Origin of the sequence: Pedobacter superstes (genome assembly GCF_037622515.1) — a bacterium.
Classification (GTDB): Bacteria; Bacteroidota; Bacteroidia; order Sphingobacteriales; family Sphingobacteriaceae; genus Paradesertivirga; species Paradesertivirga superstes.
This window is the reverse complement of the sequence record NZ_JBBJCN010000005.1, coordinates 50,276-71,887: the sequence shown is the minus strand read 5'-3', so window position 1 is coordinate 71,887 and position 21,612 is coordinate 50,276. Positions and strand designations below refer to the sequence as shown.

20 protein-coding genes are annotated in these 21,612 nt (G+C 39.2%); 6 read left to right on the top strand and 14 right to left on the bottom strand.

The window, feature by feature from the left end; genetic code table 11:
• Positions 1-4: 4 nt before the first annotated feature.
• On the bottom strand, positions 5-877 hold the full coding sequence (locus WG906_RS14365; RefSeq protein ID WP_339993439.1) for a diacylglycerol/lipid kinase family protein: 873 nt from the start codon (positions 875-877) through the stop codon (positions 5-7).
• A 208-nt stretch (positions 878-1,085) separates the two neighbouring features.
• Between WG906_RS14365 and metK the strand changes: the two genes are divergently transcribed.
• The 4 genes from metK to WG906_RS14345 all read left to right on the top strand — a co-directional run bounded on the left by metK (position 1,086) and on the right by WG906_RS14345 (position 4,672).
• A complete protein-coding gene (metK, locus tag WG906_RS14360; protein ID WP_339993438.1) occupies positions 1,086-2,339 on the top strand; it encodes a methionine adenosyltransferase in 1,254 nt (417 codons plus the stop codon).
• A gap of 420 nt (positions 2,340-2,759) precedes the next feature.
• The gene (locus WG906_RS14355; protein ID WP_339993824.1) at positions 2,760-3,032 is read left to right on the top strand and encodes a GIY-YIG nuclease family protein; all 273 of its coding nucleotides are present in this window, start codon (positions 2,760-2,762) and stop codon (positions 3,030-3,032) included.
• A 314-nt stretch (positions 3,033-3,346) separates the two neighbouring features.
• Entirely contained in the window at positions 3,347-3,907 is a 561-nt protein-coding gene (locus WG906_RS14350) for an NUDIX domain-containing protein (protein WP_339993437.1), read from the top strand.
• Between the two features lie 30 nt (positions 3,908-3,937).
• The gene (locus WG906_RS14345; RefSeq protein ID WP_339993436.1) at positions 3,938-4,672 is read left to right on the top strand and encodes a lysophospholipid acyltransferase family protein; all 735 of its coding nucleotides are present in this window, start codon (positions 3,938-3,940) and stop codon (positions 4,670-4,672) included.
• Between the two features lie 693 nt (positions 4,673-5,365).
• Here WG906_RS14345 and WG906_RS14340 read toward each other — a convergent pair.
• The 3 genes from WG906_RS14340 to WG906_RS14330 form a co-directional block, all read right to left on the bottom strand.
• Positions 5,366-7,321 carry a polysaccharide biosynthesis protein gene (locus WG906_RS14340; RefSeq protein ID WP_339993435.1) on the bottom strand — a complete coding sequence of 652 codons (1,956 nt, stop codon included), beginning with the start codon at positions 7,319-7,321 and terminating at the stop codon, positions 5,366-5,368.
• A 704-nt stretch (positions 7,322-8,025) separates the two neighbouring features.
• Positions 8,026-8,286, bottom strand: a complete 261-nt coding sequence (locus tag WG906_RS14335) for a hypothetical protein (RefSeq protein ID WP_339993434.1) — start codon at positions 8,284-8,286, stop codon at positions 8,026-8,028.
• Between the two features lie 332 nt (positions 8,287-8,618).
• Positions 8,619-10,196, bottom strand: coding sequence for a gliding motility protein RemB (locus WG906_RS14330; protein WP_339993433.1), 1,578 nt, complete (start codon positions 10,194-10,196; stop codon positions 8,619-8,621).
• A gap of 768 nt (positions 10,197-10,964) precedes the next feature.
• Here WG906_RS14330 and WG906_RS19490 point away from each other — a divergent pair.
• Both WG906_RS19490 and WG906_RS14325 read left to right on the top strand, forming a co-directional pair.
• Positions 10,965-11,174 carry a DUF4258 domain-containing protein gene (locus WG906_RS19490; RefSeq protein ID WP_431844485.1) on the top strand — a complete coding sequence of 70 codons (210 nt, stop codon included), beginning with the start codon at positions 10,965-10,967 and terminating at the stop codon, positions 11,172-11,174.
• Between the two features lie 2 nt (positions 11,175-11,176).
• Complete coding sequence (locus tag WG906_RS14325; RefSeq protein ID WP_339993432.1) at positions 11,177-11,404, top strand: type II toxin-antitoxin system MqsA family antitoxin; 228 nt, start codon at positions 11,177-11,179, stop codon at positions 11,402-11,404.
• Position 11,405: 1 nt separating this feature from the next.
• Here WG906_RS14325 and WG906_RS14320 read toward each other — a convergent pair whose 3' ends face one another.
• From WG906_RS14320 to WG906_RS14275, 10 genes are all read right to left on the bottom strand, one after another.
• Positions 11,406-12,428 carry an MraY family glycosyltransferase gene (locus tag WG906_RS14320; RefSeq protein ID WP_339993430.1) on the bottom strand — a complete coding sequence of 341 codons (1,023 nt, stop codon included), beginning with the start codon at positions 12,426-12,428 and terminating at the stop codon, positions 11,406-11,408.
• Between the two features lie 593 nt (positions 12,429-13,021).
• Positions 13,022-13,573, bottom strand: coding sequence for a dTDP-4-dehydrorhamnose 3,5-epimerase (rfbC, locus tag WG906_RS14315; protein WP_339993429.1), 552 nt, complete (start codon positions 13,571-13,573; stop codon positions 13,022-13,024).
• Between the two features lie 57 nt (positions 13,574-13,630).
• Positions 13,631-14,539, bottom strand: a complete 909-nt coding sequence (locus WG906_RS14310) for an NAD-dependent epimerase/dehydratase family protein (RefSeq protein ID WP_339993428.1) — start codon at positions 14,537-14,539, stop codon at positions 13,631-13,633.
• Positions 14,536-15,384, bottom strand: coding sequence for a glycosyltransferase (locus WG906_RS14305; RefSeq protein ID WP_339993427.1), 849 nt, complete (start codon positions 15,382-15,384; stop codon positions 14,536-14,538). Before WG906_RS14305 ends, WG906_RS14310 begins: the two co-directional genes overlap by 4 nt.
• Before the next feature lie 23 nt (positions 15,385-15,407).
• Complete coding sequence (locus WG906_RS14300; RefSeq protein WP_339993426.1) at positions 15,408-16,283, bottom strand: glycosyltransferase family 2 protein; 876 nt, start codon at positions 16,281-16,283, stop codon at positions 15,408-15,410.
• The gene (locus WG906_RS14295; RefSeq protein ID WP_339993424.1) at positions 16,270-17,337 is read right to left on the bottom strand and encodes a hypothetical protein; all 1,068 of its coding nucleotides are present in this window, start codon (positions 17,335-17,337) and stop codon (positions 16,270-16,272) included. The genes WG906_RS14300 and WG906_RS14295 overlap by 14 nt, the downstream gene beginning before the upstream one ends.
• 163 nt (positions 17,338-17,500) lie before the next feature.
• Positions 17,501-18,694: a glycosyltransferase family 4 protein gene (locus WG906_RS14290; RefSeq protein ID WP_339993423.1), complete on the bottom strand. Its 1,194-nt coding sequence runs from the start codon at positions 18,692-18,694 to the stop codon at positions 17,501-17,503.
• Positions 18,687-19,601, bottom strand: coding sequence for an NAD-dependent epimerase/dehydratase family protein (locus tag WG906_RS14285; RefSeq protein ID WP_339993421.1), 915 nt, complete (start codon positions 19,599-19,601; stop codon positions 18,687-18,689). The genes WG906_RS14290 and WG906_RS14285 overlap by 8 nt, the downstream gene beginning before the upstream one ends.
• An 88-nt stretch (positions 19,602-19,689) precedes the next feature.
• The gene (locus tag WG906_RS14280) at positions 19,690-20,379 is read right to left on the bottom strand and encodes an acyltransferase (RefSeq protein ID WP_339993420.1); all 690 of its coding nucleotides are present in this window, start codon (positions 20,377-20,379) and stop codon (positions 19,690-19,692) included.
• 4 nt (positions 20,380-20,383) lie between these two features.
• Positions 20,384-21,577: a polysialyltransferase family glycosyltransferase gene (locus WG906_RS14275; RefSeq protein ID WP_339993419.1), complete on the bottom strand. Its 1,194-nt coding sequence runs from the start codon at positions 21,575-21,577 to the stop codon at positions 20,384-20,386.
• Positions 21,578-21,612 lie beyond the last annotated feature (35 nt).

Genomic DNA, 21,612 nt, shown 5'->3' with positions numbered 1-21,612 from the left:
ATAATTAGTTCAAAACTGAGAGAGAAAGGGGTTTGACCCTGATACTGATCTCTTTATCCATTTCTACCGGCTCTCCGTCTAAATGGACTGTTCCCTCGTTTTTTCTGTTAATACGTATATCTTTTCCTTTTATTATCTCAACGTACTGTGTTTTATGTACAGTTTTATTAAACAAATGATACCCTATCAGCGGCAACTGAACCAATGAAAAAGGCTTAATGATACAAATATCGAGTAACCCATCATCCAGTTTAGCCTCCGGCGATATATAAGCATTATTCCCATACTGACACGAGTTTGCAATACTAATCATAAATGCCTCTCTCTGAAAATGATTTCCGTCAATGATCAGATCATACACATCGGGCACATAAGATGAAATTTCGGTCAGAGCAGTGCTGATATAGCCCTTTAACCCCCGGTTTTTAAGGCTGGCAAACTTCAAACTGATATGCGCATCAAAGCCCATGCCCGCCATATTAAAAAATTTACGGTCATTTAATGCTGCCGAATCAATCCTGCGGCTGTTTAAGTTATTTATAACAGCAATAGCTTTTTCATTATCCAGGGAGATATTCATAGACCTGGCCAGTCCGTTGCCCGAGCCAAAGGGAATGATGCCCATGATCACTTCGCTGCCTTCCAGCGCTGAAGCGATCTCATTTATTGTGCCGTCGCCGCCCACAGAAACCACTATATCCTTTCCGCTTTCCACAGCTCCCTGCGCCAGCTCATTAGCATGCGTAGGCCATTCGGTATAAACAAACTCAGGTTCAAACAGACTCAAATCCAGGCGGGTCTTTGCGAATACCGGAAAATCTGATTTTCTTTTGCCCCCGGATATGGGGTTTATGATGAATAATACGCTCTTTTTCAATGAAAATATAAAAAGCTAAAATACCTTATAATTTCCCTTAATATAAAAATAATTGTACTTTCGCCCTCGTAACAGTGGAATGATTTGCTTTGCTGCTTAGGGCAGCAAGATTGCAACCACGTAAAAAAATTGCTAATACTGAGTTTTTTACATCTGCAATCCCTTTCCTTCCTCAAGATTGAGTTTTTAATTTTTTATTTTTTTTAATATGCCATATTTATTTACTTCTGAGTCTGTTTCTGAAGGACACCCGGATAAAGTAGCGGATCAGATATCAGATGCTCTAATCGACAACTTTTTAGCCTGGGATGCTGATTCTAAAGTAGCCTGCGAAACCCTGGTAACCACTGGCTTAGTAGTGTTAGCCGGTGAGGTTAAATCGAATACTTATCTCGATGTACAGAAAATCGCAAGAGAGGTAATCACTAAAATTGGTTATACAAAAGCTGAGTACATGTTCGAAGCGAGCTCATGCGGTATCATCTCTGCAATTCATGAGCAGTCTGCTGATATCAATCAGGGGGTAGATCGTTTGGAGAGACAGGAACAGGGCGCTGGAGACCAGGGGATGATGTTTGGTTATGCAACCAGCGAAACATCGAACTATATGCCGCTTGCGCTGGATCTGGCACATAAGATTTTAATTGAGCTTGCTGTACTGCGCAGAGAAAATTCTGAAATTCAATATTTACGTCCGGATGCAAAATCCCAGGTTACTATCGAATACAACGATGATCACAAACCTGTGCGTATCGATGCTATAGTAGTGTCTACACAGCATGATGATTTTGCAGAGGAAAAAGCGATGCAGGAGAAAATCAGCGCCGACATCATCAATATTCTTATTCCAAGAATCAAAGCACAGCTTAAACCTGAATTACAAAGTTTGTTCAACAGCGATATTAAATATCATATCAATCCTACAGGAAAGTTCGTTATAGGCGGGCCTCATGGTGATACCGGCTTAACAGGCCGTAAAATCATTGTAGATACTTATGGTGGTAAAGGCGGGCACGGTGGTGGTGCTTTTTCGGGTAAAGATCCCTCAAAAGTTGACCGCTCTGCAGCTTATGCAACCCGTCATATCGCTAAAAACCTTGTTGCAGCCGGAGTTTGTGATGAAATCCTGGTTCAGGTATCTTATGCAATCGGCGTAAAAGACCCTATGGGTATTTATGTTAACACCTACGGGACTGCAAAAGTGGGTCTTAATGATGGCGAGATTGCCAATAAGGTCTCAGAACTTTTTGATATGACTCCTTACGGGATCGAAACCAGGTTAAAGTTACGTAATCCTATGTATGCAGAGACTGCTGCTTACGGCCATATGGGAAGAACTTCTGAAATTGTTAACAAGCAGTTTGAAGGTGCAAACGGTGAAAAGAAAAATGTGGAAGTGGAATTGTTTACCTGGGAGAAGCTTGATTATCTTGATAAAGTAAAAGCGGCTTTCGGAATTTAAGCAGTTTAAAATATAATATGTAAAAGCCTTCTGTAGTAGTACAGAGGGCTTTTTTATTGGAGGATATTTACGGCAGGCAAAAATGATACCCGGTAATTTTACCCAACTGGTCATCCCTCCCCTGTCAGGCATCTAAATGCTGAGCACGATAACTCTGATGATACCAGCATGGCGCTTTACGAGTGCCGATCGCGTCGCCAATGACGATACTCCTCTAAATTACCCAATTCGTCATTCCTGCGCAGGCAGGAATCCTAATGCTGAGCACATTACATCCGATAACAGCATGGCGCTTTACGATTGCCGATCGCGTCGGCAATGAAGAAACGCGTAAGACTATCGTTAGGGTTAGAGCGATGATACAGTCAACTACCCTGATCGTCATTTCTGCGCAGGCAGGAATCTTAAAATGATACTGGCCTGCTTTTCTTTTTTATTTTTGATTTTGGAACGAGGTGGCGTGTAACCTCGGATCTTTACTCAAGGGTAACTGAACACAAGAGTAAAAAGTATCCTGATTCTTTTACTGCTAAATACAATTGTAATAAATTAGTTTTCTATGAAACGTTTCCAAGCATTGAAGAAGCAATTGGCAAGGAGAAGCAATTGAAAAAGTGGAAGAGAGAATGGAAAGATAAATTGATTCAGGATACAAATCCCAAGTGGTTGGATTTGTTTAGTGATGAGTTGTGAATTGATTATCCGGCTCCGTCATTCCTGCGCTGGCCCGCCTGAACGGAACGCCCGCCTGACCGAACGGGCAGGGGCAGGCAGGAATCCTAATGCGGAGCACGATAAATATGATCATACCGACATTGCACTTTACGATTCCCGATCGCATCTGCAAATACGCGACGCCGAAGACCACTGCGTGATTAAGCTCTGAGGTGAGGGTTTAAGGGTGGTTTTGATATTTGGATAAAACTGGCTTATAAAAAATATAATCATGAACTCTTATCTTTGCCTCGTTTTATTAAATTCGCGAAACATTTCCTATTAAAATCCACATGATCGACGAAGATAAAAACCCATGGAAAACGTTATCCGGCAGGGAGGTATATGATAATCCATGGATCAATGTCACAGAATACCAGGTTATAAATCCTTCGGGCGGAAAGGGTATTTACGGAAAGATTCATTATAAAAACCATGCTATCGGCATTGTAGCTTTAGATGAAGAAAATCATATCTGGCTGGTAGGGCAATACCGCTATGTATTAAATCAATATCACTGGGAAATCCCTGAAGGCGGGGGACCTTTAGATAAGGACCTCCTGGAATCCGCTAAAAGGGAGCTGCTTGAAGAAACGGGACTGACCGCTACGGATTGGACAGAACTTCAACCTATTCATTTGTCTAATTCTGTAGGCGACGAGACGGGAATGATCTATTTAGCCAGGGGTTTGCAACAGGGCGAGGCCGAACCTGAAGAAACTGAAGAAATCCAGGTAAAGAGAGTCTCTTTAGATGAAGCCTATGAAATGGTTACCTCAGGCAAAATCAGCGATTCTATTAGCGTTGCGGCAATATTACGCGTAAAACTCTTATCACTTGAAAATAAGTTATAAGCTCTTAGCTTTGCGGCATAATTATTTTGCATGAACAAAATTCTTGGCTACATCTTTTCTCCGCTGCAATATCTGACATTCGGAATGTTTCTGCTTATTTTCCATCCCATTCAATGGATCAGTTTAAAGCTGGGGGGGTATTCGGCACATAAGCGCGCTGTTGATATTCTGAACTTTTTCCTGGAAAGCACCTATTATTGCGTGGGATGCGTGGTCAGGTTTGATAATAAACATCAGCTTCCCCTCAACCGGTCTATTATTTTCCTGGCAAATCACCAGAGCGTTTATGATATACCACCGCTGATCTGGCACCTCAGAAAGTACCATGCAAAATTCGTTTCTAAAATCGAGCTGACTAAAGGGATTCCAAGTATCTCTTTTAACCTGCTTCATGGCGGAGGGGCCAATATCGACCGGAAAGACCCCAAGCAATCAATCACAGAGATACTCAGGTTAGCAGGCCGTATGCGCGACAATAAGTGGTCGACGGTTATATTCCCGGAAGGAACACGTACCAGAAACGGGAAAATGAAGCCTTTCGCCCTTGGCGGGGTGGCTACCCTGTTGAAAAAAGTCCCTGATGCTTTAGTAGTCCCGATTGCTATCCAGGGCTCCTGGGAACTTACCCAATATGGGTCATATCCTTTAAAATTCGGACAAGGAATCCGGTATACTGTTCTGGAACCTATTGAACCGGCAGGGAAAACGCATGAGGAAGTGATTGCTGAAGCTGAGAGAAGGATTAAAGGAGTGGTCGAGGGTTAGAGATGTTGTTACTAAACGTAAAATTACCCATCTCGTCATTCCTGCGCAGGCAGGAATCTTAATGCTGAGCATGATAAATCTGATACCAGTACGGCGCATCAGATTACCCATTCCGTCATTCCTGCGCAGGCAGGAATCTTAATGCTGAGCATGATAAATCTGATACCGGTACGGCGCATTAGGATTGCGATCAGGTCGGCAATGACGATCAGATTACCCATTCCGTCATTCCTGCGCAGGCAGGAATCTTAATGCTGAGCATGATAAATCTGATACCAGTCCGGCGCATTAGGATTGCGATCAGGTCGGCAATGACGATCAGAAGAACCATTCCGTCATTCCTGCGCAGGCAGGAATCTTAATGCTGAGCATGATAATTCTGATACCAATACGGCGCATTAGGATTGCGATCAGGTCGGCAATGACGATCAGATTACCCATTCCGTCATTCCTGCGCAGGCAGGAATCTTAATGCTGAGCATGATAAATCTGATACCAGTACGGCGCATTAGGATTGCCGATCAGGTCGGCAATGACGATCAGATTACCCATTCCGTCATTCCTGCGCAGGCAGGAATCTTAAAGCTGAGCATGATAAATCTGATACCGGTTCGGCGCATTAGGATTGCAATCAGGTCGGCAATGACGATCAGAAGAAGATGTGATTATCTTGTTTAATGACGTTTTGACTGATTACCCCGCTACAACCTGCTTCATGCGTGGCTGCACATCCAGGTCCTCGTAAACAGAGTTTTTGCTTTTAAATTCGGGAACGATTTCCTTCATTTTAACAACTACCTGGCGGTCCTGATACTGGCAACTTAATTGAATAAGCTTCTCAATATCCTTATTAATGGCTTCAAAGTCGTATTCACGGGTTTTGGCCACCATTATTTTTTCATGATGAGTAGGCAAGGTATTTTCGCTGTCGTTCAGCAGCTCTTCATATAACTTCTCTCCCGGACGCAGTCCCGAAAACTCTATTCTGATGTCCTGATTAGGAATTAGCCCTGATAAACGAATCATCTTCTTAGCCAGTTCCAGAATCTTAACCGACTTGCCCATATCAAAAATAAAGATCTCACCTCCCTCTCCCATCGAACCGGCCTCCAGCACCAAACGGCAGGCTTCCGGTATAGTCATAAAATAGCGGGTAATTTCAGGATGGGTTACGGTTATAGGTCCCCCTCTTTCTATCTGCTCTTTAAAGCGTGGAATTACCGAGCCATTCGAGCCCAGCACATTTCCGAAACGTGTGGTGATGAACTTCGTCACCGTTTTAGCCTGCTTGCCGTTTAAATGGCTTAAGCCATTGGTATAGCTTACACCGGTATGCTTAAAAGAATTATAAAGCGACTGCACATAAATCTCCGCAATCCTCTTAGAAGCCCCCATCACATTCGTAGGATTCACAGCCTTATCCGTAGAGATCATGACAAACTTTTCCACCCCGTATTTTACAGACAGATCTGCCAGATTGTGAGTACCCATTACATTCGTGCGCACCGCTTCGGCGGGATTATGTTCCATCATGGGCACATGCTTGTAAGCCGCGGCATGATACACATAATGTGGTTTGAAGGTCTGAAACAAGGCCTCCATCCGGCACTGATCCCTAACGTCGCCGATAAAAGCGTGAAAAATATTAGCAAGATTCTTATCCTGTAACTCTAACTGCAGCTCATGCAAAGGTGATTCGGACTGGTCATTAAGGATAACCATTTGAGGCTCAAACAGAGCGACCTGACGCACAATTTCGCTACCTATAGAACCTGCAGCTCCTGTTACCAACACCCTTTTACCTTTCAGTTGGGCTCCGATGATATCATTGTGAATCTCAATGGGTTCGCGTTCTAGCAGGTCCTCAATATTAATCTGGTGAATCTGCTGGGTATTGATGTGCCCGTTTATCCAGTTCGGAACAGATGGAAGGGTTAATACTTTAATCCCGTTTTCCAGGCAAAAATCTACGATATTGTTTTTCCTTTCGGGAGTGATATTACCTGCAATCAGGATATCATTCACCTTATCCTCCAGAATAACCCTTTTCATTTCCCTTGGATGAAAGATCTTAATGCCGTCAATTACTTTATCCGACTTTCTCTCATCGTCATCTAAAAATGCGATAACGTGCATGTTCAGGTTGCGGTCATGATCCAGAGTCCTTTTCATAGCAATTCCGGTCTCTCCGGCCCCATAGATCATGATCTTTCGCCTGTCCAGGCTTAAGTTTTTTATATAGATAAAGAAATATTTAATGAAAACCCTGTAGGTGATTAAAAGTAAAAAGCTGCAAAGTCCGTTAATAACCAGCACAGCATTGCTGATGACTGCGGCCTCATGAAAGGATATGAGAACAAGGTTGGCTATAAAAAGAAGGAAGTTACTGACAAATACGGAAAACAGAATTCGGAAAGAATCCTGTGCGCTGGTATAACGGATTATTCCGGCATAGGTGCGGGCATTATAAAAAACCAGGCAGCTTATCAATGAAAACACCAGTACATTTCTGCTTAATTCACTGATATCAATTTGATTGATGTTAAAATTAAACCTGATAAAATAGGCAAAGCACAATGAGAAGATGCAAAAAACGAGATCTAAACAAAAAATTATCCAACGGGGAACTATGTTTATTCTGCTGAACATGTAGATAGTTAAGCTTGTGAACGCAAAGATAGTTTTTCATTTGAATAATTTACTTTAAATTAAAAGAGAATGAAGAAAACCGGCATATTGATTGGCGGACAATAGGCTGTATGTGAGGGGAATGAGTGTTTAAATACTGTAAGGGCCTCTTCCAGATCAAAGGAGATATATGATATTGAACATATGATTTTAAAAAATCTAAGATTTAAGGCTTTTGAAGGGCTAAAGCATCATAAACTTTTGCCCGAGGGAGGGTTATAAAAGGAAGGTCAGCCATGTACCTGGAATTCTCTGTATTTTTTTAACATTACGTTAAAGGCTTATATAGAAGACATTAGCTGAAAACTAAAAAAATTACAAGGTTTAGGTTGGGCACGATAAACCTGATACTGATATGGCGCTTTACGATTGCCGATCGGATCGGCAATGACGATATATCAGGTCGACAATGACGATACGCGTCCAATTCCGCCCCCGTCATTCCTGTGCAGGCAGGAATCCTAATGCTGAGCACGATAAAAGCTTACAAATATGATGCATTACGGTTACCGATCGGGTCGGCAATAACGATACGTCCAATACCCACCCCCGTCATTCCTGCGCAGGCAGGAATCTTAATGCGGAGCACGATAAAAGTTTACAAATATGATGCATTAGGATTGCCGATCGGTCGGCAATGACGATACGTCCAATACCCACCCTCGTCATTCCTGCGCAGGCAGGAATCTTAATGCGGAGCACGATAAAAGGTTAAAAGTATGATGCATTAGGATTGCCGATCGGTCGGCAATGACGATACGTCCAATACCCACCCCCATCATTCCTGCGCAGGCAGGAATCTTAATACGGCACGATAAAAGTTTACAAATATGATGCATTACGATTGCCGATCGGTCGGCAATGACGATACGTCCAATACCCACCCTCGTCATTCCTGCGCAGGCAGGAATGTTAATGCGGAGCACGGATAAAAGGTTAAAAGTATGATGCATTAGGATTGCCGATCGGATCGGCAATGACGATCCCCGCAGATGATGATTATCATGCTTAATGGTGTTTGACTGGCGGTGCAAAAAAGCTAGCACCAACCATGGGAGTTCCTGCCAAAGATCATTGTGTAAATGCAATAATTAACCACCCCCTGCCCCCTCCTTGAAAATAAGGAGGGGAGTATGAGGCAAGTGAATTTGAAATTATCGTTTAAAATCTACGAATAAAGCGTTTGATGGGCTAAGGCGCTATGTATCCCCCGCCGGCGGGGGAATTAAAGGGGGTGGCTACCGGGATATCATTAAGATCAAAAATCCTGGTATAAATTCCTGAAGGAACTGCGAAGGCCAAACGTCAGCCAGGTTGTTTTATCATAACTTAATGAGTTTTTTTCATTTCGGAATACAGCACCCAATTCAATTCGCAAATTAGTTTTTGGATTTAAAAGAAAGGATGTTCTCCCGTCAAAATAAACAAAATCAGTCTTTACACCCTGCCCGGTTTGATTTCCATAATTGCCTTTTGCAGTGTTCCGGGTGGTGTATGGTTTAAATATATCCTTTCCGAAATTAGCATCCGCGGGATCTAAGCCGTATTCGGCAATATTACCCTGAAGAAAAAACTGAAAGCGCCTATAACTGTAATCAACAATGGCCAGATACTCCTTAAAGTTGGCTCCGAAAGGATGCGCCAGAGCTTGATTGTAATGTCCGTAATTTAATAATGAACTTCGCTGAGAATAAGTATAAGGACGAGCCGTGTTAAACTCGGTAAGGAAATTCAGGTTCCGGATTTTAAAAGCATCGAAGCCTTTAATTCCGAGCTGAACTCCGAATTTATTTGCCCAATAACCACTGCCTCCGAAAAACTCTTTTGCGGTAAACTCATCCAGTATAAACTGCCCGTAACCTGTTAAATTCTTTGCTAATTTATATTTACCAGTAAAGCCTAACAAGGCATTATCCGGAGAGCCGTGATAACCCTCAATGGCCCGCAGGAAAATAATTGGATTGAGATATCCTAAGTCGAAGCCGCGCTTTCCGCTGCTATCAGCATCCTGCCAGATAATAGACTCAAAAACGCCCAAAGAAAGTCGTTTATTTATATTCCAGTCCAGGTAATGAAAAACACCATACTTCTTTCTGAATCCGTTATCGTGCGATAAAACAGGTGCCTTCAGGTCCTGGAACTGCGCCCAGAGATTCATATATCTGACATTTCCCAAAGTGGTTTCAATTTTGAAGAAAGGATAATTGGAAGCCACATCTGATAAAATCATGGAGCGGTAACCATCACCGATGAAGTTTTTATCCTGTCCCAGAACAAAAGAAAAATACTTGTTCGGTGTATAATTAATCAGGGCTGAAGCATAGGCCCAGTCCTTATCCCCATTAGAAAGAAATTTCGCGTTGACCTGTCCCGGAATCACTCCGTTGCTATTCACAAAGTTATTAAGATATACAGGCAGTTTCCCCTGATTCTCATAGGCACTGCTGTAAAAACGAAACTTTTTGCCAATATTTCCCTGCACCTGGAATCCGCGTGTGTTTAACCAGGTAGCACGCTTACGCTCACTGTCGCGACCAATCTGAAAATCCGGGAGGAAGTCAATGTATACATTGTAATCTGGTCGCTCTACCTGTATAAGATGGTCGGTAAATATCTTCCGGTAAATCCATGATCTTTGCTCTGACGTATCATTGTGTAAAGAACTTAATGAATCCAGAAGACGATATTGCAGACTATCGTTCGGAAAAATGGGACGAATTGAAGTATGGAGATTGGTGTCTAAGGAGTAAAGGGATGAATTAATTTTTTGGTAATGGTGATAGTCGTAGGTATATGTTCTTGATTGACTAAAAACATGAGAAGATGCTATTAGCAATAAGTAAAAGAAACAGTGTTTAACCATAAGGATGCCTAAGCGTAGATTTTAAAAATGCTAAATTAAGAAAATAAAAGAGTGAGACTCTTAATTTGGGTGCTACCTCATTTAATTGGCTGTTATCGGAGCAAAGAATTATTCGTTTATTTTGCAAAGTATCCCTTTTTATTCCGAGGCGAGACCGTGAACAGTAGCGGATTAAAGCGCCTTGTATCCCCCGCCGGCGGGGGGAAGTAAAGGGGGGGTGGCTACCGGGCTTATTTTTTACCTGATAAAAACGATATTCTTTCCCGCTCATAGCCGCGGGGTGGCCTAGTTCGTTATTGAAAGGATCTATTGTTTGTTTAAGGCTTCAATGCTTGCTGCGCAGGTTTTCTTGATAAAAAAGAACGAATGCCGAGCCATAGCGAGACCATGAACACCATTTAAAAACAATAAAAACAGGTGAATAAAATCAAGAACAGAACCCCGCCTGCTGGACGGGCAAGCCCTCCTGAACGAACGGGCAGGGAAGCTTCAGCCGCACAGGCAAACTCCCGACCCGCCGTTCTGCTCGGGCCAGCGCTAGATTCGGGTTTTTGATGATTGTCGTGCTTAATGACGTTTGACTGGAGTGTGCAAAAAACATTTTAACGGAATTTAATAAAAAAGGTAATTAAATTAAAATGCGAGGCTGTTTTAACGGAAATAGAAGAATAGATGCAATGCGCAGAGGTTTTATATAGTGACCATGCCGTAGCCTTTTAAACGGGATATTGAAATAACAACATCAGGCACATTCTTGAACATGTCGAGGCTATAAATGAATATCCTGACGATAAACCTTATCCCAGCTTCTTATTACTCGGTTTTGTGCAGATAAGGTCGATACATGTGGTGATTGCAAAAGATGCAGAAAACGAAAGATGTATCATTATTACCGCTTACGAGCCGGACCATGCAATATGGAAGGCAGATTTTAAAATAAAAAAGAAATAGACATGGATTGTGCATTATGTAAAAATGGGACTATCCAAAAAGGCAATGTAACTGTAACCCTTGAAAAGGGTTCCGCTATTATCCTGATTAAAGATGTACCTGCCGAGGTGTGTACAAATTGCGGCCATTATTATCTATCAGAAGAGATGACAAAGATCATCATGGAGAAAGGAAAGGAAGCCATTAGTAAAGGCGCTGTATTTGAAGTGATGAAGCTTCAGGTAGCTTAACCTACCCTTCCACAGACTCCAACTCCAATATTTCTGCCTCTTCCCTCTTAAACAATCTTTCTTTTCCTTCAACCTCAATTCTTACCAGTAGAAACACCAGACCAGAAATAAGCACCAAACCGAATAACCAATAGAAACTTTCCTCAAAGCCTTCGGCGTTTGAAAAAACCCATATAACTAAAGCGTTTATAAGAAGCTGCACACTAACATATAAGCCAGACACTCCTAAATGCGGCCACTTTTTTTCATTCGCTAAATACTGGTAAAAATGCGAGCGATGGGCCAGAACAATATTTTCTTTCCTGATCAGTCTGAAAACGATTGTTGTCACAGCATCCAGACCGTAGACTAAAAGCAGGCAGAAATAAGTTAAATTCTGAGTCTGCAGGATTAACTGACCTGTTAAAAATATAATGATAAAGGCCATGCTTATACTACCCACATCACCGGCAAAACATTTGGCCTTGTTTCTAAAATTAAAAAAGTTAAAAACCAGCAGAGATAAAACCATCACAAGTAAGAAATCAGAGGAAGTAAAGGCGACCACTCGCTCATTAATAAAATATAATGAAAGAATAGTTAAGAGGCTATACGAACCTGTTATGCCATTGATCCCATCCATGAAATTATAGGCATTGATAGTGGCAATAACTACTATAGCAACCAGTATTACCCAATACCAGGGCAGAGCAAATAAACCCCATTGGTAAAACAACAGCCCCACAGCCAGTAAATGGGTTATAATCCGGACCCTTTTGTTTAAAGTATGCAGATCATCTAAAAAGCTGATGACAGCGATAGCTACCAGGCCGGCTAAAAAATAAGGATATTGAAAAGAAAAGCACAGGTAAAACAACACCGCTGCCAAAGGAAAAATAACTCCTCCGCCACGTAAGGTTATAGAGGTGTGCGAACTACGCTCATTGGGATGATCTATAATATTGAAATGATCCGCGAGCTTAAAGTAGATGAGCTCGAGGATAAATAATCCTACTAAAAAGGCTATGGATAAGAACAATGTCATGCTTCAAAAAATTCTGATGGCAAAGATAGGGATAAATAAAGCACTGAAAAAGAGAGAGGTGGTAAAGGTTTTGTCATGTTGAGGGACAATACCGTAAGAAAAGCATATATAAAGGTCTGCCCGATTTTAAGGCAAGGGGCGAAGCGTCATACTGAGCTTGTCGGGCATAGCGTCATACTGAGCCTGTCGAAGTATAGAGCGATTCCGCCCCCTGGTCAATCCCACATAACCTTTAAATACAGGATTGCCACAGCACCAACACATAAAGGCCAAATCAAGCCTCGCAATGACACCCGGTGCTATCCTCTTATCAGAAAACTGCAAAATACATTCTAAATATATTTATCCAAAAACCTCTACCGAACTCAAAAATGGCAGAACTATATCCTGTCGGCGTAGCATCATGTTGAGCCTGTCGAAACATAAAGCGGTTTCCAGTGACCATACCATTACTAAGCTTTTGATACCCGATCTCCAGGAATTAATTTATCCAAAAACCTCTACCGATCTAAAAAACGGCAGAACCAAATCCTCTCGGAGCAGCGTCATACTGAGCCTGTCGAAGTATGGGCCTGTCGAAACATAAAGCGGTTTTATCCAAAAACCTCTACCGAACTCAAAAACGGCAGAACCAAATCCTTTTCAGAAAGAACCATCTTATCTACCGGTATTTCCCAGTTTATATTCAAGAAAGGATCATTATAATGAATTCCACCCTCAGAATCCTTATTATATACATTATCACATTTATAGGCAAAAACAGCGGTTTCACTTAATACCGAAAAACCATGAGCAAAACCTCTTGGAACATATAACTGAAGATTATTCTCCGCTGACAACTCTACACTTACATATTCACCGTAGGTCTCTGAGTTTTCTCGAATATCCACAGCCACATCCAGAACTTTTCCCTCCAAAACCCGAACTAATTTAGCCTGAGCATGTTCACCTTTCTGAAAATGAAGTCCACGTACAACACCATAAATGGAAGCAGATTGATTATCCTGTACAAAACGTCCGCTCTGACCGGTTAACTCTTCAAATTTCTCTGAGTTAAAACATTCGAAAAAATAGCCACGGGAATCTTTAAAGACTCGGGGCTCGATAATAAAACAGCCCTTTAACTTTGTTTCTGTTGCATTCATTGGTCTATTTATATATTTTAGCTGTAAAAAATATTGAGTTAAATTACAATAGATTGTCTAACTTCTCAAATTTTTAAAAGAACGAGCTGTCTTCAACATTCCTTCCCGGGAAGACAAAGGTAAATCCTTTTTTAAAACTGCCTTGATTTTATAATTACTTACCACAAAGTTTTCCGTGAGCTTTTGAAGGCGTTCTGTAGTTAACGGCAAATGTAGTTTATCTCCAATTTTAGCAAGAAGCTTGATTATTTTCTGAGGAATATTCAATAGGCGGGGTGATGTAATTTGTGCCTGGGCCAATAAAGTTACCACCTCAGTTGTCGATAAAGGCTCATCATCTGCAACATTATATATCCCAGAAGGGATATCGGTTCTACCAAGAATTTCCTTGATGATAAAACAAAGGTTTTCTACACTTAAAAAAGAGCGCTTATTTGAAAAAGATGCTAAAGGATATGGGATACCCATAGACACAAAGTTATACAAGAGGTTAAGATTGCCTTTGTTATTCGGCCCATGAATCATGCAAGGGCGAAAGATATAATAAGATTTTCCTTCAGGTAATGGTTGGTTCTGAATATATTGTTCTGCCATCAATTTAGACTTGCCGTAATGGGTGATGGGCGATGGAAACCAATCCTCTGTTAAAATGCCTTCAACCCTACCCGCTACGGCAGCTACTGTGCTAATAAAGATAAAGACACTTGATTCAGATTGTAACCAACTATCATAAAGACTTCTTGTCAATTCAAAATTAATCCTATAATAATCATCGAGAAGATCACTTTCTTTTAAATTATGAACTTTCCCCGCCAAGTGTATAATGGCTTTAATGGCTCCGAAGTCAACTTTACCTCCATTCAATTCCGTTCTTGAAATAGTTTGACAGGTGTGATTAAACCTAGTAAGATAGGAATTAATATTTATCCCAACAAATCCTGTCGCGCCTGTAATTCCAATATTCATAAACCGGTTTTTTTTCGAAGTAAACGAAAATAAATAAACTTTACAATAAATAACGGGAGAACCCTAACTGGAGTCTTCATAATGATTGATAACAAATACTCGCGTGTATTAAGATACCCAATAGACCTGGCATATTGAAGAAATTTGAGTTCACTTTTGATATAGTGTAATCCGCTACGTCTTTTAATGTTCTGAGTTCCATCACCCACCCGAAAATGAAGCAAGGCTCGCTGTAGGTTATAGAATTTGTAACCTTTTAATATCATTCGCATAAAAAGCGAATAATCTTCAAAAAGCCTAATGGTACCACTGTAGTTGCCACTTGTAATTACGGCAGACTTTCTAAACATAATAGAGGGATGATTTACTGGACTTCTATATTTAGCATAACGTAGTAATGCTTGACCCTTTTCCGGAAGGACGCGGAAAGAACCCAGATCTTCTGGATAGCTACCAAACTCTTGTACACTACTGCCTAAAACTGCAACATCCGGGTTCTTACGAATATAATTTAATTGAATCTCAAAGCGATCAAGATAGCAGATATCATCTGTATCCATCCTCGCAATTAGCTCATTTGACGCTGCATTCACCCCGACCCTCAAAGCCTCCCCTAAGCCCATATTCTTCTCCAACGGTACAATTTTCATGAAAAATATTTTGCGGTATTCTTCAATAACCTCTTCTAATTCGATTGGGAGCGGGCCATCTTTAACTAAAACAATTTCGTCGGGAAGTACGGTCTGCTTTAAGATAGAATTTAAGGCCTGTCTAAAAAATACAGGATTTTCTTTAGAATAAATGGACATTAAAACGGAAAAATTCATCACACAGACACTAGCCATTTAGGTTTCAACTTATATATTGCTCATCTTTTTTTAACACCATCTATAATCCCCTTTATTATATTCTTAAAATATACTTTTTGCGGGTGAATAAAAACCGGATAATAAAGCAGTTTGATAACGTATTTTAGAGCATTATTTAACTTCCAATAGAGTGGCACATATCCTTTTTTCAAAAGGTAAAAGAAGTTTCTGTATTGAAAATACACCCTGAAGGGAGATGTGATTGCAACGTTTATGCCTAAAAATTTTCTATCACCTTCGCCTAGCATGTGATATAAACGAGCTTTTGTGGTTAACGCACAATGATAATTAAACGTCTTAGCCCTCCAGCACCATTCATGATCTACTCCATCAATAAATAATTTTTCATCCATAAGGCCTACTATCGTTAAGACGTCTTTATGCAACAAACAGCCTGAGCTTATTAATTCCGTGACCTGAAGGACGTGCTGAACTTGGGGAAATGGTCTGAATCTTCGTATTCTGGGATTGTACGGCTTATTTGTTTGAATATTTATTGCCATTGGTCCAATCGCACCAACACTTACTCCATTCTCAAGCAGCAACTGGTAATCCTCGAACAACTGTCTAACCATATTATCCGACGGACAACTATCCTGATCGAAAATAATCAAATATTCTGCGCCGCGGGAGATGGCCATCTTTAGCCCAATATTCTGTGCTGCCGCAACCCCTAAATTTTGATTATTAAATATGTATTCAATTTTCAGTTTTTTTAACTCCCTAATCTCCTTTAAAAATTCAAGGTTTAAGTGTCTAACTGAATTATCAATTAAGATTATGCTATTAACTTGCGGAATAATAGCATATATATTTTTCGCTAGTTCATCTATTACTGGGTTATATAGAACTATGACTGCACTAGTATATGGCATCGCATTTAATGGTATTAACCCATGAATTTAAAACTACAATTATAATAAAATGATTTGTATCAAAAATGTAAGGATTTGTAATTGCATAACAAACGTAAATTAAGTAGGTTATAAATATTACGTTTTTAGCCTTCCCCCATCTCTGAATGACCATAAATATGTGATATAGCAAGTAAATAAGAAAAAAAAGAACACCTAACTGGTTGAAGATATAAAGAGTCTGCAATTCATAATAAGTACTTGTGGTGTAATCTCTGAAGCTTGATTTGACTTGTAAGGTATTTCCCAAACCCTGGCCCAGCATGGTTGAAAAAGGATTCTCAAATACATCTTTTACAAGATAAGCAGCTTGATCATTCCTAGCTCCAATCGAGCTTTCCTGCTTACTTTCTAGGGTACTAACTACATATTCAGAAATATAGGGACTTAAAAAAACTCCGGCAATAACAAAAATTAAAATTATTAACAAGTAAGCATTATTAGACCTTTTCCCTTCTATACGTAAAATGCAATAAATGATATATAAAGCACCCGCAATTAAAAATGCAAAATTTCCGGCCAAAATTAGCCCTATGATAAGTATCGTTAGCGTTAAATACTTCCCTTTAATAAGGTTTGTTTCATTGGTTAATATTATGGATACAAGAAGTAAAGCACTGCCTCTAATTTGTATTCTGAAAAAATACCCGTTATAGGTATAGATATCGCCCCAATCTTTCTCAATAAAGAAAAAACGTATTGGCAAGTACTCTTTCGGACCTATATAGAATAAAACAAAAAGAAATATAGAGATTAGAACTATAGCTTGCAAAAGATTTAACCAGATAAACCACTTCAATGCATATCGATTAACGGTTACAAAGTAAGCGAGACCGACAGTAATTAAAGTAATAAAAAATTTTGTGCTTATGAGTAAATTATTATCTGTCAATAACACTGTATACAACAGGTTTAGGCACAACGGCACTATTAACAGACCAAGTACAATAACGATATTCTCACGCGTAAATCGATAGACTGCAAGCGTTACAAACAAGATCGCTAACACAGACATATTCATGATCGGTGACAGAAAAAAAAAGGGCACTAATCGCGTAACGCAAAATACACTTATAATAAACAAAAGATCAACGACACGATTTTTATTTTGGGCTATCATATAATTGCTAGTTCGAATAGTCTGTAAGCTAATATAGCTAACAGAAAACTAGGATCTATTAACGGAGTGTCTTTAAAGGCAATTTCATGGCATCTTCAATGATGCCATGATAATTGTTTGCAAAACTAATCGTTCGCAAATAAAGGTCGCTTTTTGTTAAATCATCTGAGTTGTGAGATGTCACTAGGTTCTGCCACAGCTCTAAGAGAATGTCCGCCAGAGCTTCCGCATCATGAGGATCAAAAAAAATTCCTTTCGAGGGACTTTGTTCTCGATGAACAGGGATATTTGACAGTACTATGGTTTTAGCAATACTTTTCGCTTCTTCAACTGTTGAACTCCAACCTTCAAAAAGAGACGGATTTATTAAAGCCGTACAGCTTTGCATCATTACTAAAACTTCCCGATAAGGAATAAGGCCTAGTAGTAAGATATTTTCATCTAATTTATTTTGGGAAACAAAGTTTGTTAGCATGTTGATATGTTCTTCTCCAACCCTGTAATCCCCCATTTGACCACTCGTTACAAGTTTAATGTCAACCCCCCTATCTTTTAAGATCTTAACAGCTTTAAAAACTACAATATGATTTTTATGCTGCCAAAATTGATTGGGCAAGTAAAAAAAATTATTCTCAATATTATACTTCGATTTAATTGAGCTGAACATATCTTTCATCTCCTGAGGTCCTAGGTCATTTTCAGGTTGCGAAACAAACTGTAAGACACGAACTTTATCTTCATTTGTTTTCGAAAAATTCTTATAATCATCAAAAGCGCTGTTGCTGCTAAGAATTACTAAATCACTTCTCTTTATTAATTTATGATAAAAAGAGAAATTGTTTTTAAGCGCTTTGGGTGTCCATAAATGTGGATAATGCATACTTTGAAAATCCGGTATCCAATTTAGCACTTTAAATGCATGATTTTTACTGACGTAGTTAGAGTGCGAAATGACATCTATTTGATATTTTCTCAGTACCTGGTTAAGAAGTATGTTATAATGAAATATCCTTTCGGAGATCTTATCTATAAACCACTGAGGATCTCTCCGCGTTAATATTTTAGTTTTAACAATTGTAGCGAACGGTGAAAAAGCATCTATATATTCCTGGTCGATACCATCAGGGACAAACAAATAAATCTCCACCTTCTTACGCTTGACAGTTGAGATCGCGTAAAATAAATTTTTTAAATAATTTATTCCCCCTTTGTAGGTCAAAGGGAAATTCAGCAAAAAAGCTACTCTAATCATTAATAAGGGTTTTATAGTAATTCACATAACCCTTCAGGCCATCTTTAATATCAATTTTCGGTTGCCATCCCAAAGTTGAAGTTTGATTCAAATCGGCCCAAAAGTGCAGGGGGTCGCCCTCCTTTATTTGGCCGTTAAAGCTTACGTTAACAGGCTTGTTAAAAGCTTCGCATAAATAAGAAATCACACTTTCTATTTCAATGCTCTTACCACTTCCTCCATTAACTACTTTATAATCAGTTAAATTATTAGCTAAAAAAAACAAGAGATTAACAGCATCTGATACATGAATCCAATCCCTCGTTTCTTTCCCTGTGCCAAAAAAAACTACCTCGTTTGACTGTTGAATCTTTCTGCAGGCATCCCATAATAACTGCTTTTTCAGACCCTCACCATAAATAGAAAAGTAACGAACTATCCCAATTTTAATGTTAAAGTTCCTATGATAAGACAAACAAAGTTCCTCAGCAATCTTTTTATGAAATCCATAAGGAGAAACAGGTGTGGAAATCATATCCTCCCTTATAAGTACATTACCAAGATTTCCCTGAACTGCAGGGCTGGATGGGTAAATAAATTTACAATCTGGATTTTGCAGTCTAATATATTCTAAAAGTGACAACGTACTTTGAACGCTTTTTTGGTAATCCTCATATGGATTTTCCCTTGAGAAGGCTACTGAACCGCTTCCAGCGCAATGAATAATTAAATCAAACTTTTTATTTATATTCATCAATGAGTCAAACGTAACGGTTGATTCTACCCAATGGTCAATTCCCCACCTTGAATATTCATCGGAATACCATTTACCATGTCCCATGCCGGTGACCAAATAACCTTGCTGTTTAAACATTTTAGCCGCATATCTTCCTAAGAAACCATATGCACCCGTAATTAATACATTCATACTATTGATGTTATCTGAGTGTTTATTTTCATTTGATTAATAAGTACGGCCCCCTTTTGACAGATTTATATTTTGAATTCTTATAAAACTAAAGATCACCACTGTATGACGAACTAGCATGATAAGCGATCGGCAAATCTCCTGAACTACGCAAAAATTGCAAATAGACTTGTTCGTCTAGAAAAATGCTTTCTATTATTTCATTCCCTCTCACCCACTCCCCTTTTTCGAAATTATATCTTTTTATAATCTTCGACGGATTTCCTACTACCATACTAAAAGGCGGTATATCTTTAGTGATTAATGCTTTAGCTCCAATAATAGATCCATGACCGATCCTTATGTTACCAATAATTCCAACATCATGTCCTAACCAGCAATTAACTCCAATTTGAATAACCTTTTCAAAACTATTCCCGGATTTTGCATACGGGATTAAGGGATCTTGGAACTTATGATCACTACAAATAAAAGAACATTTATTACCAAAGATACAATACTCTCCAACTGTAATTAATTTGCCGACAGAAAAGAAATTATCCCTGCCGATGTAGGAGTTATTACCAATAATAAGCTGGGCATCCTTATTTTTTCTATTATTAATAGTAAATAAAGTGGATTCCCCTATAGTACAGTTTCTTCCTATTGAAATATTATCAATACCTAATATTTGCACTTTGGGTGCTAAAAACGCGCTCCAAGAAATATTAGAAGTCTTATATCGCTTGAATCGATATTTAAATTTACAAAGGAGAATCTTTATTTTTGTTATTACCAAGGATTTATACTTTTGAACCACTCCATAGTGGGGACTTTGCATCCCAGTCAATTAGCGTTGCAAGAGCTTGTCTTGACATCTTTTCACTCTCTAATATAAAATCTCTTTTATTGGGGTAAATATACCTTTCAATTTTTTTAATATCCAGCGTCATTATAACTCCCTTAGATAATAAATACATTAAGCTAATTACACTGGTTGAGAAAATTGGATAAACGTTACATTTGTTCAACAAAGAGGTCCAAAGTTCAATTGGATAAGCGCTAAAAGCTTCACGATTAATAATTTTAACATTATAACTCTTATTTAACTTTTCACGAAGCCTATCGATTATTATTTCGGATCCACGAGGATGATTTTTTAAAATTATAAGGGTGCCGCTTTCTGCAGTCTCATTAATAATTTCTTCATATAGTCCTAATTCATTCTCAAATGTACTTAATCCTGAATTTGCCAAATTGCTTAAAAGATATAAATTGCACGGGACCTCATTATCCTTAAGCAAGTCATTACAATAATTAGCTAATTCAGGAATCTGATCTGCCAGATCAGTAAAAACCTTCTTTCCAAACTCTCTAGATGGAATCATTAGTTGTTTTCCTTTAAGATAACTCCCTGTCCAATCCAGAGGCATAGAAAGAATAGAGGCCGTAAACTTATAACGAGCCGGAAAGTGCCAGAAAATTAGCTGTTTTAAGACGGATTTAAGCACAGGCAGTGGGGCATTAAAAAAATCTTTAAAGGAGAGACCTATAGCAGATTCATCTCCAACCAAGCCAAAGGAATCCCCATATTCAAAGCGAAGAGAAGTTGGATATGTATTTAGGATAAGCTGAGTACCAAAACTACCGTAATCTCTTGCGATAAAAATTTCTTCAAAATCATAATTGAGCATTTTTACTCGCAACTTTGAGATAGATTTCTTATAATTTGACAATGATATCTTTCTCATATCACTTTCATTAAGAAAAACAATGTCATGCCAGGGAAATATTGAAGCTAACTTTAATATAGCATTTTTAATTGGTGATTCATTTGCTGAAGGAGCATATGTGTCATATATCAATAGTACCGCTTCTGGATCCTTTTTTGCAATCACCTTATTATACCAAAGAAAAGCGATATAAGCTGCAATAAATTGTGTTGGGCCCTGTACTGCTAAAAGAGTCGTTTTAGAATGAGGTAATCCGTTATCCATTAAACACTACACTTTAAACAAATACATAATATTCG

Coding starts and splice junctions, on each gene's coding strand:
- metK (WP_339993438.1), top strand. CDS start 1,086: ATGCCATATTTATTTACTTCTGAGTCTGTTTCTGAAGGACACCCGGAT.
- WG906_RS14350 (WP_339993437.1), top strand. CDS start 3,347: ATGATCGACGAAGATAAAAACCCATGGAAAACGTTATCCGGCAGGGAG.
- WG906_RS14345 (WP_339993436.1), top strand. CDS start 3,938: ATGAACAAAATTCTTGGCTACATCTTTTCTCCGCTGCAATATCTGACA.
- WG906_RS14340 (WP_339993435.1), bottom strand. CDS start 7,321: ATGTTCAGCAGAATAAACATAGTTCCCCGTTGGATAATTTTTTGTTTA.
- WG906_RS14325 (WP_339993432.1), top strand. CDS start 11,177: ATGGATTGTGCATTATGTAAAAATGGGACTATCCAAAAAGGCAATGTA.
- WG906_RS14320 (WP_339993430.1), bottom strand. CDS start 12,428: ATGACATTGTTCTTATCCATAGCCTTTTTAGTAGGATTATTTATCCTC.
- rfbC (WP_339993429.1), bottom strand. CDS start 13,573: ATGAATGCAACAGAAACAAAGTTAAAGGGCTGTTTTATTATCGAGCCC.
- WG906_RS14310 (WP_339993428.1), bottom strand. CDS start 14,539: ATGAATATTGGAATTACAGGCGCGACAGGATTTGTTGGGATAAATATT.
- WG906_RS14305 (WP_339993427.1), bottom strand. CDS start 15,384: ATGGCTAGTGTCTGTGTGATGAATTTTTCCGTTTTAATGTCCATTTAT.
- WG906_RS14300 (WP_339993426.1), bottom strand. CDS start 16,283: ATGCCATATACTAGTGCAGTCATAGTTCTATATAACCCAGTAATAGAT.
- WG906_RS14295 (WP_339993424.1), bottom strand. CDS start 17,337: ATGTCTGTGTTAGCGATCTTGTTTGTAACGCTTGCAGTCTATCGATTT.
- WG906_RS14290 (WP_339993423.1), bottom strand. CDS start 18,694: ATGATTAGAGTAGCTTTTTTGCTGAATTTCCCTTTGACCTACAAAGGG.
- WG906_RS14285 (WP_339993421.1), bottom strand. CDS start 19,601: ATGAATGTATTAATTACGGGTGCATATGGTTTCTTAGGAAGATATGCG.
- WG906_RS14275 (WP_339993419.1), bottom strand. CDS start 21,577: ATGGATAACGGATTACCTCATTCTAAAACGACTCTTTTAGCAGTACAG.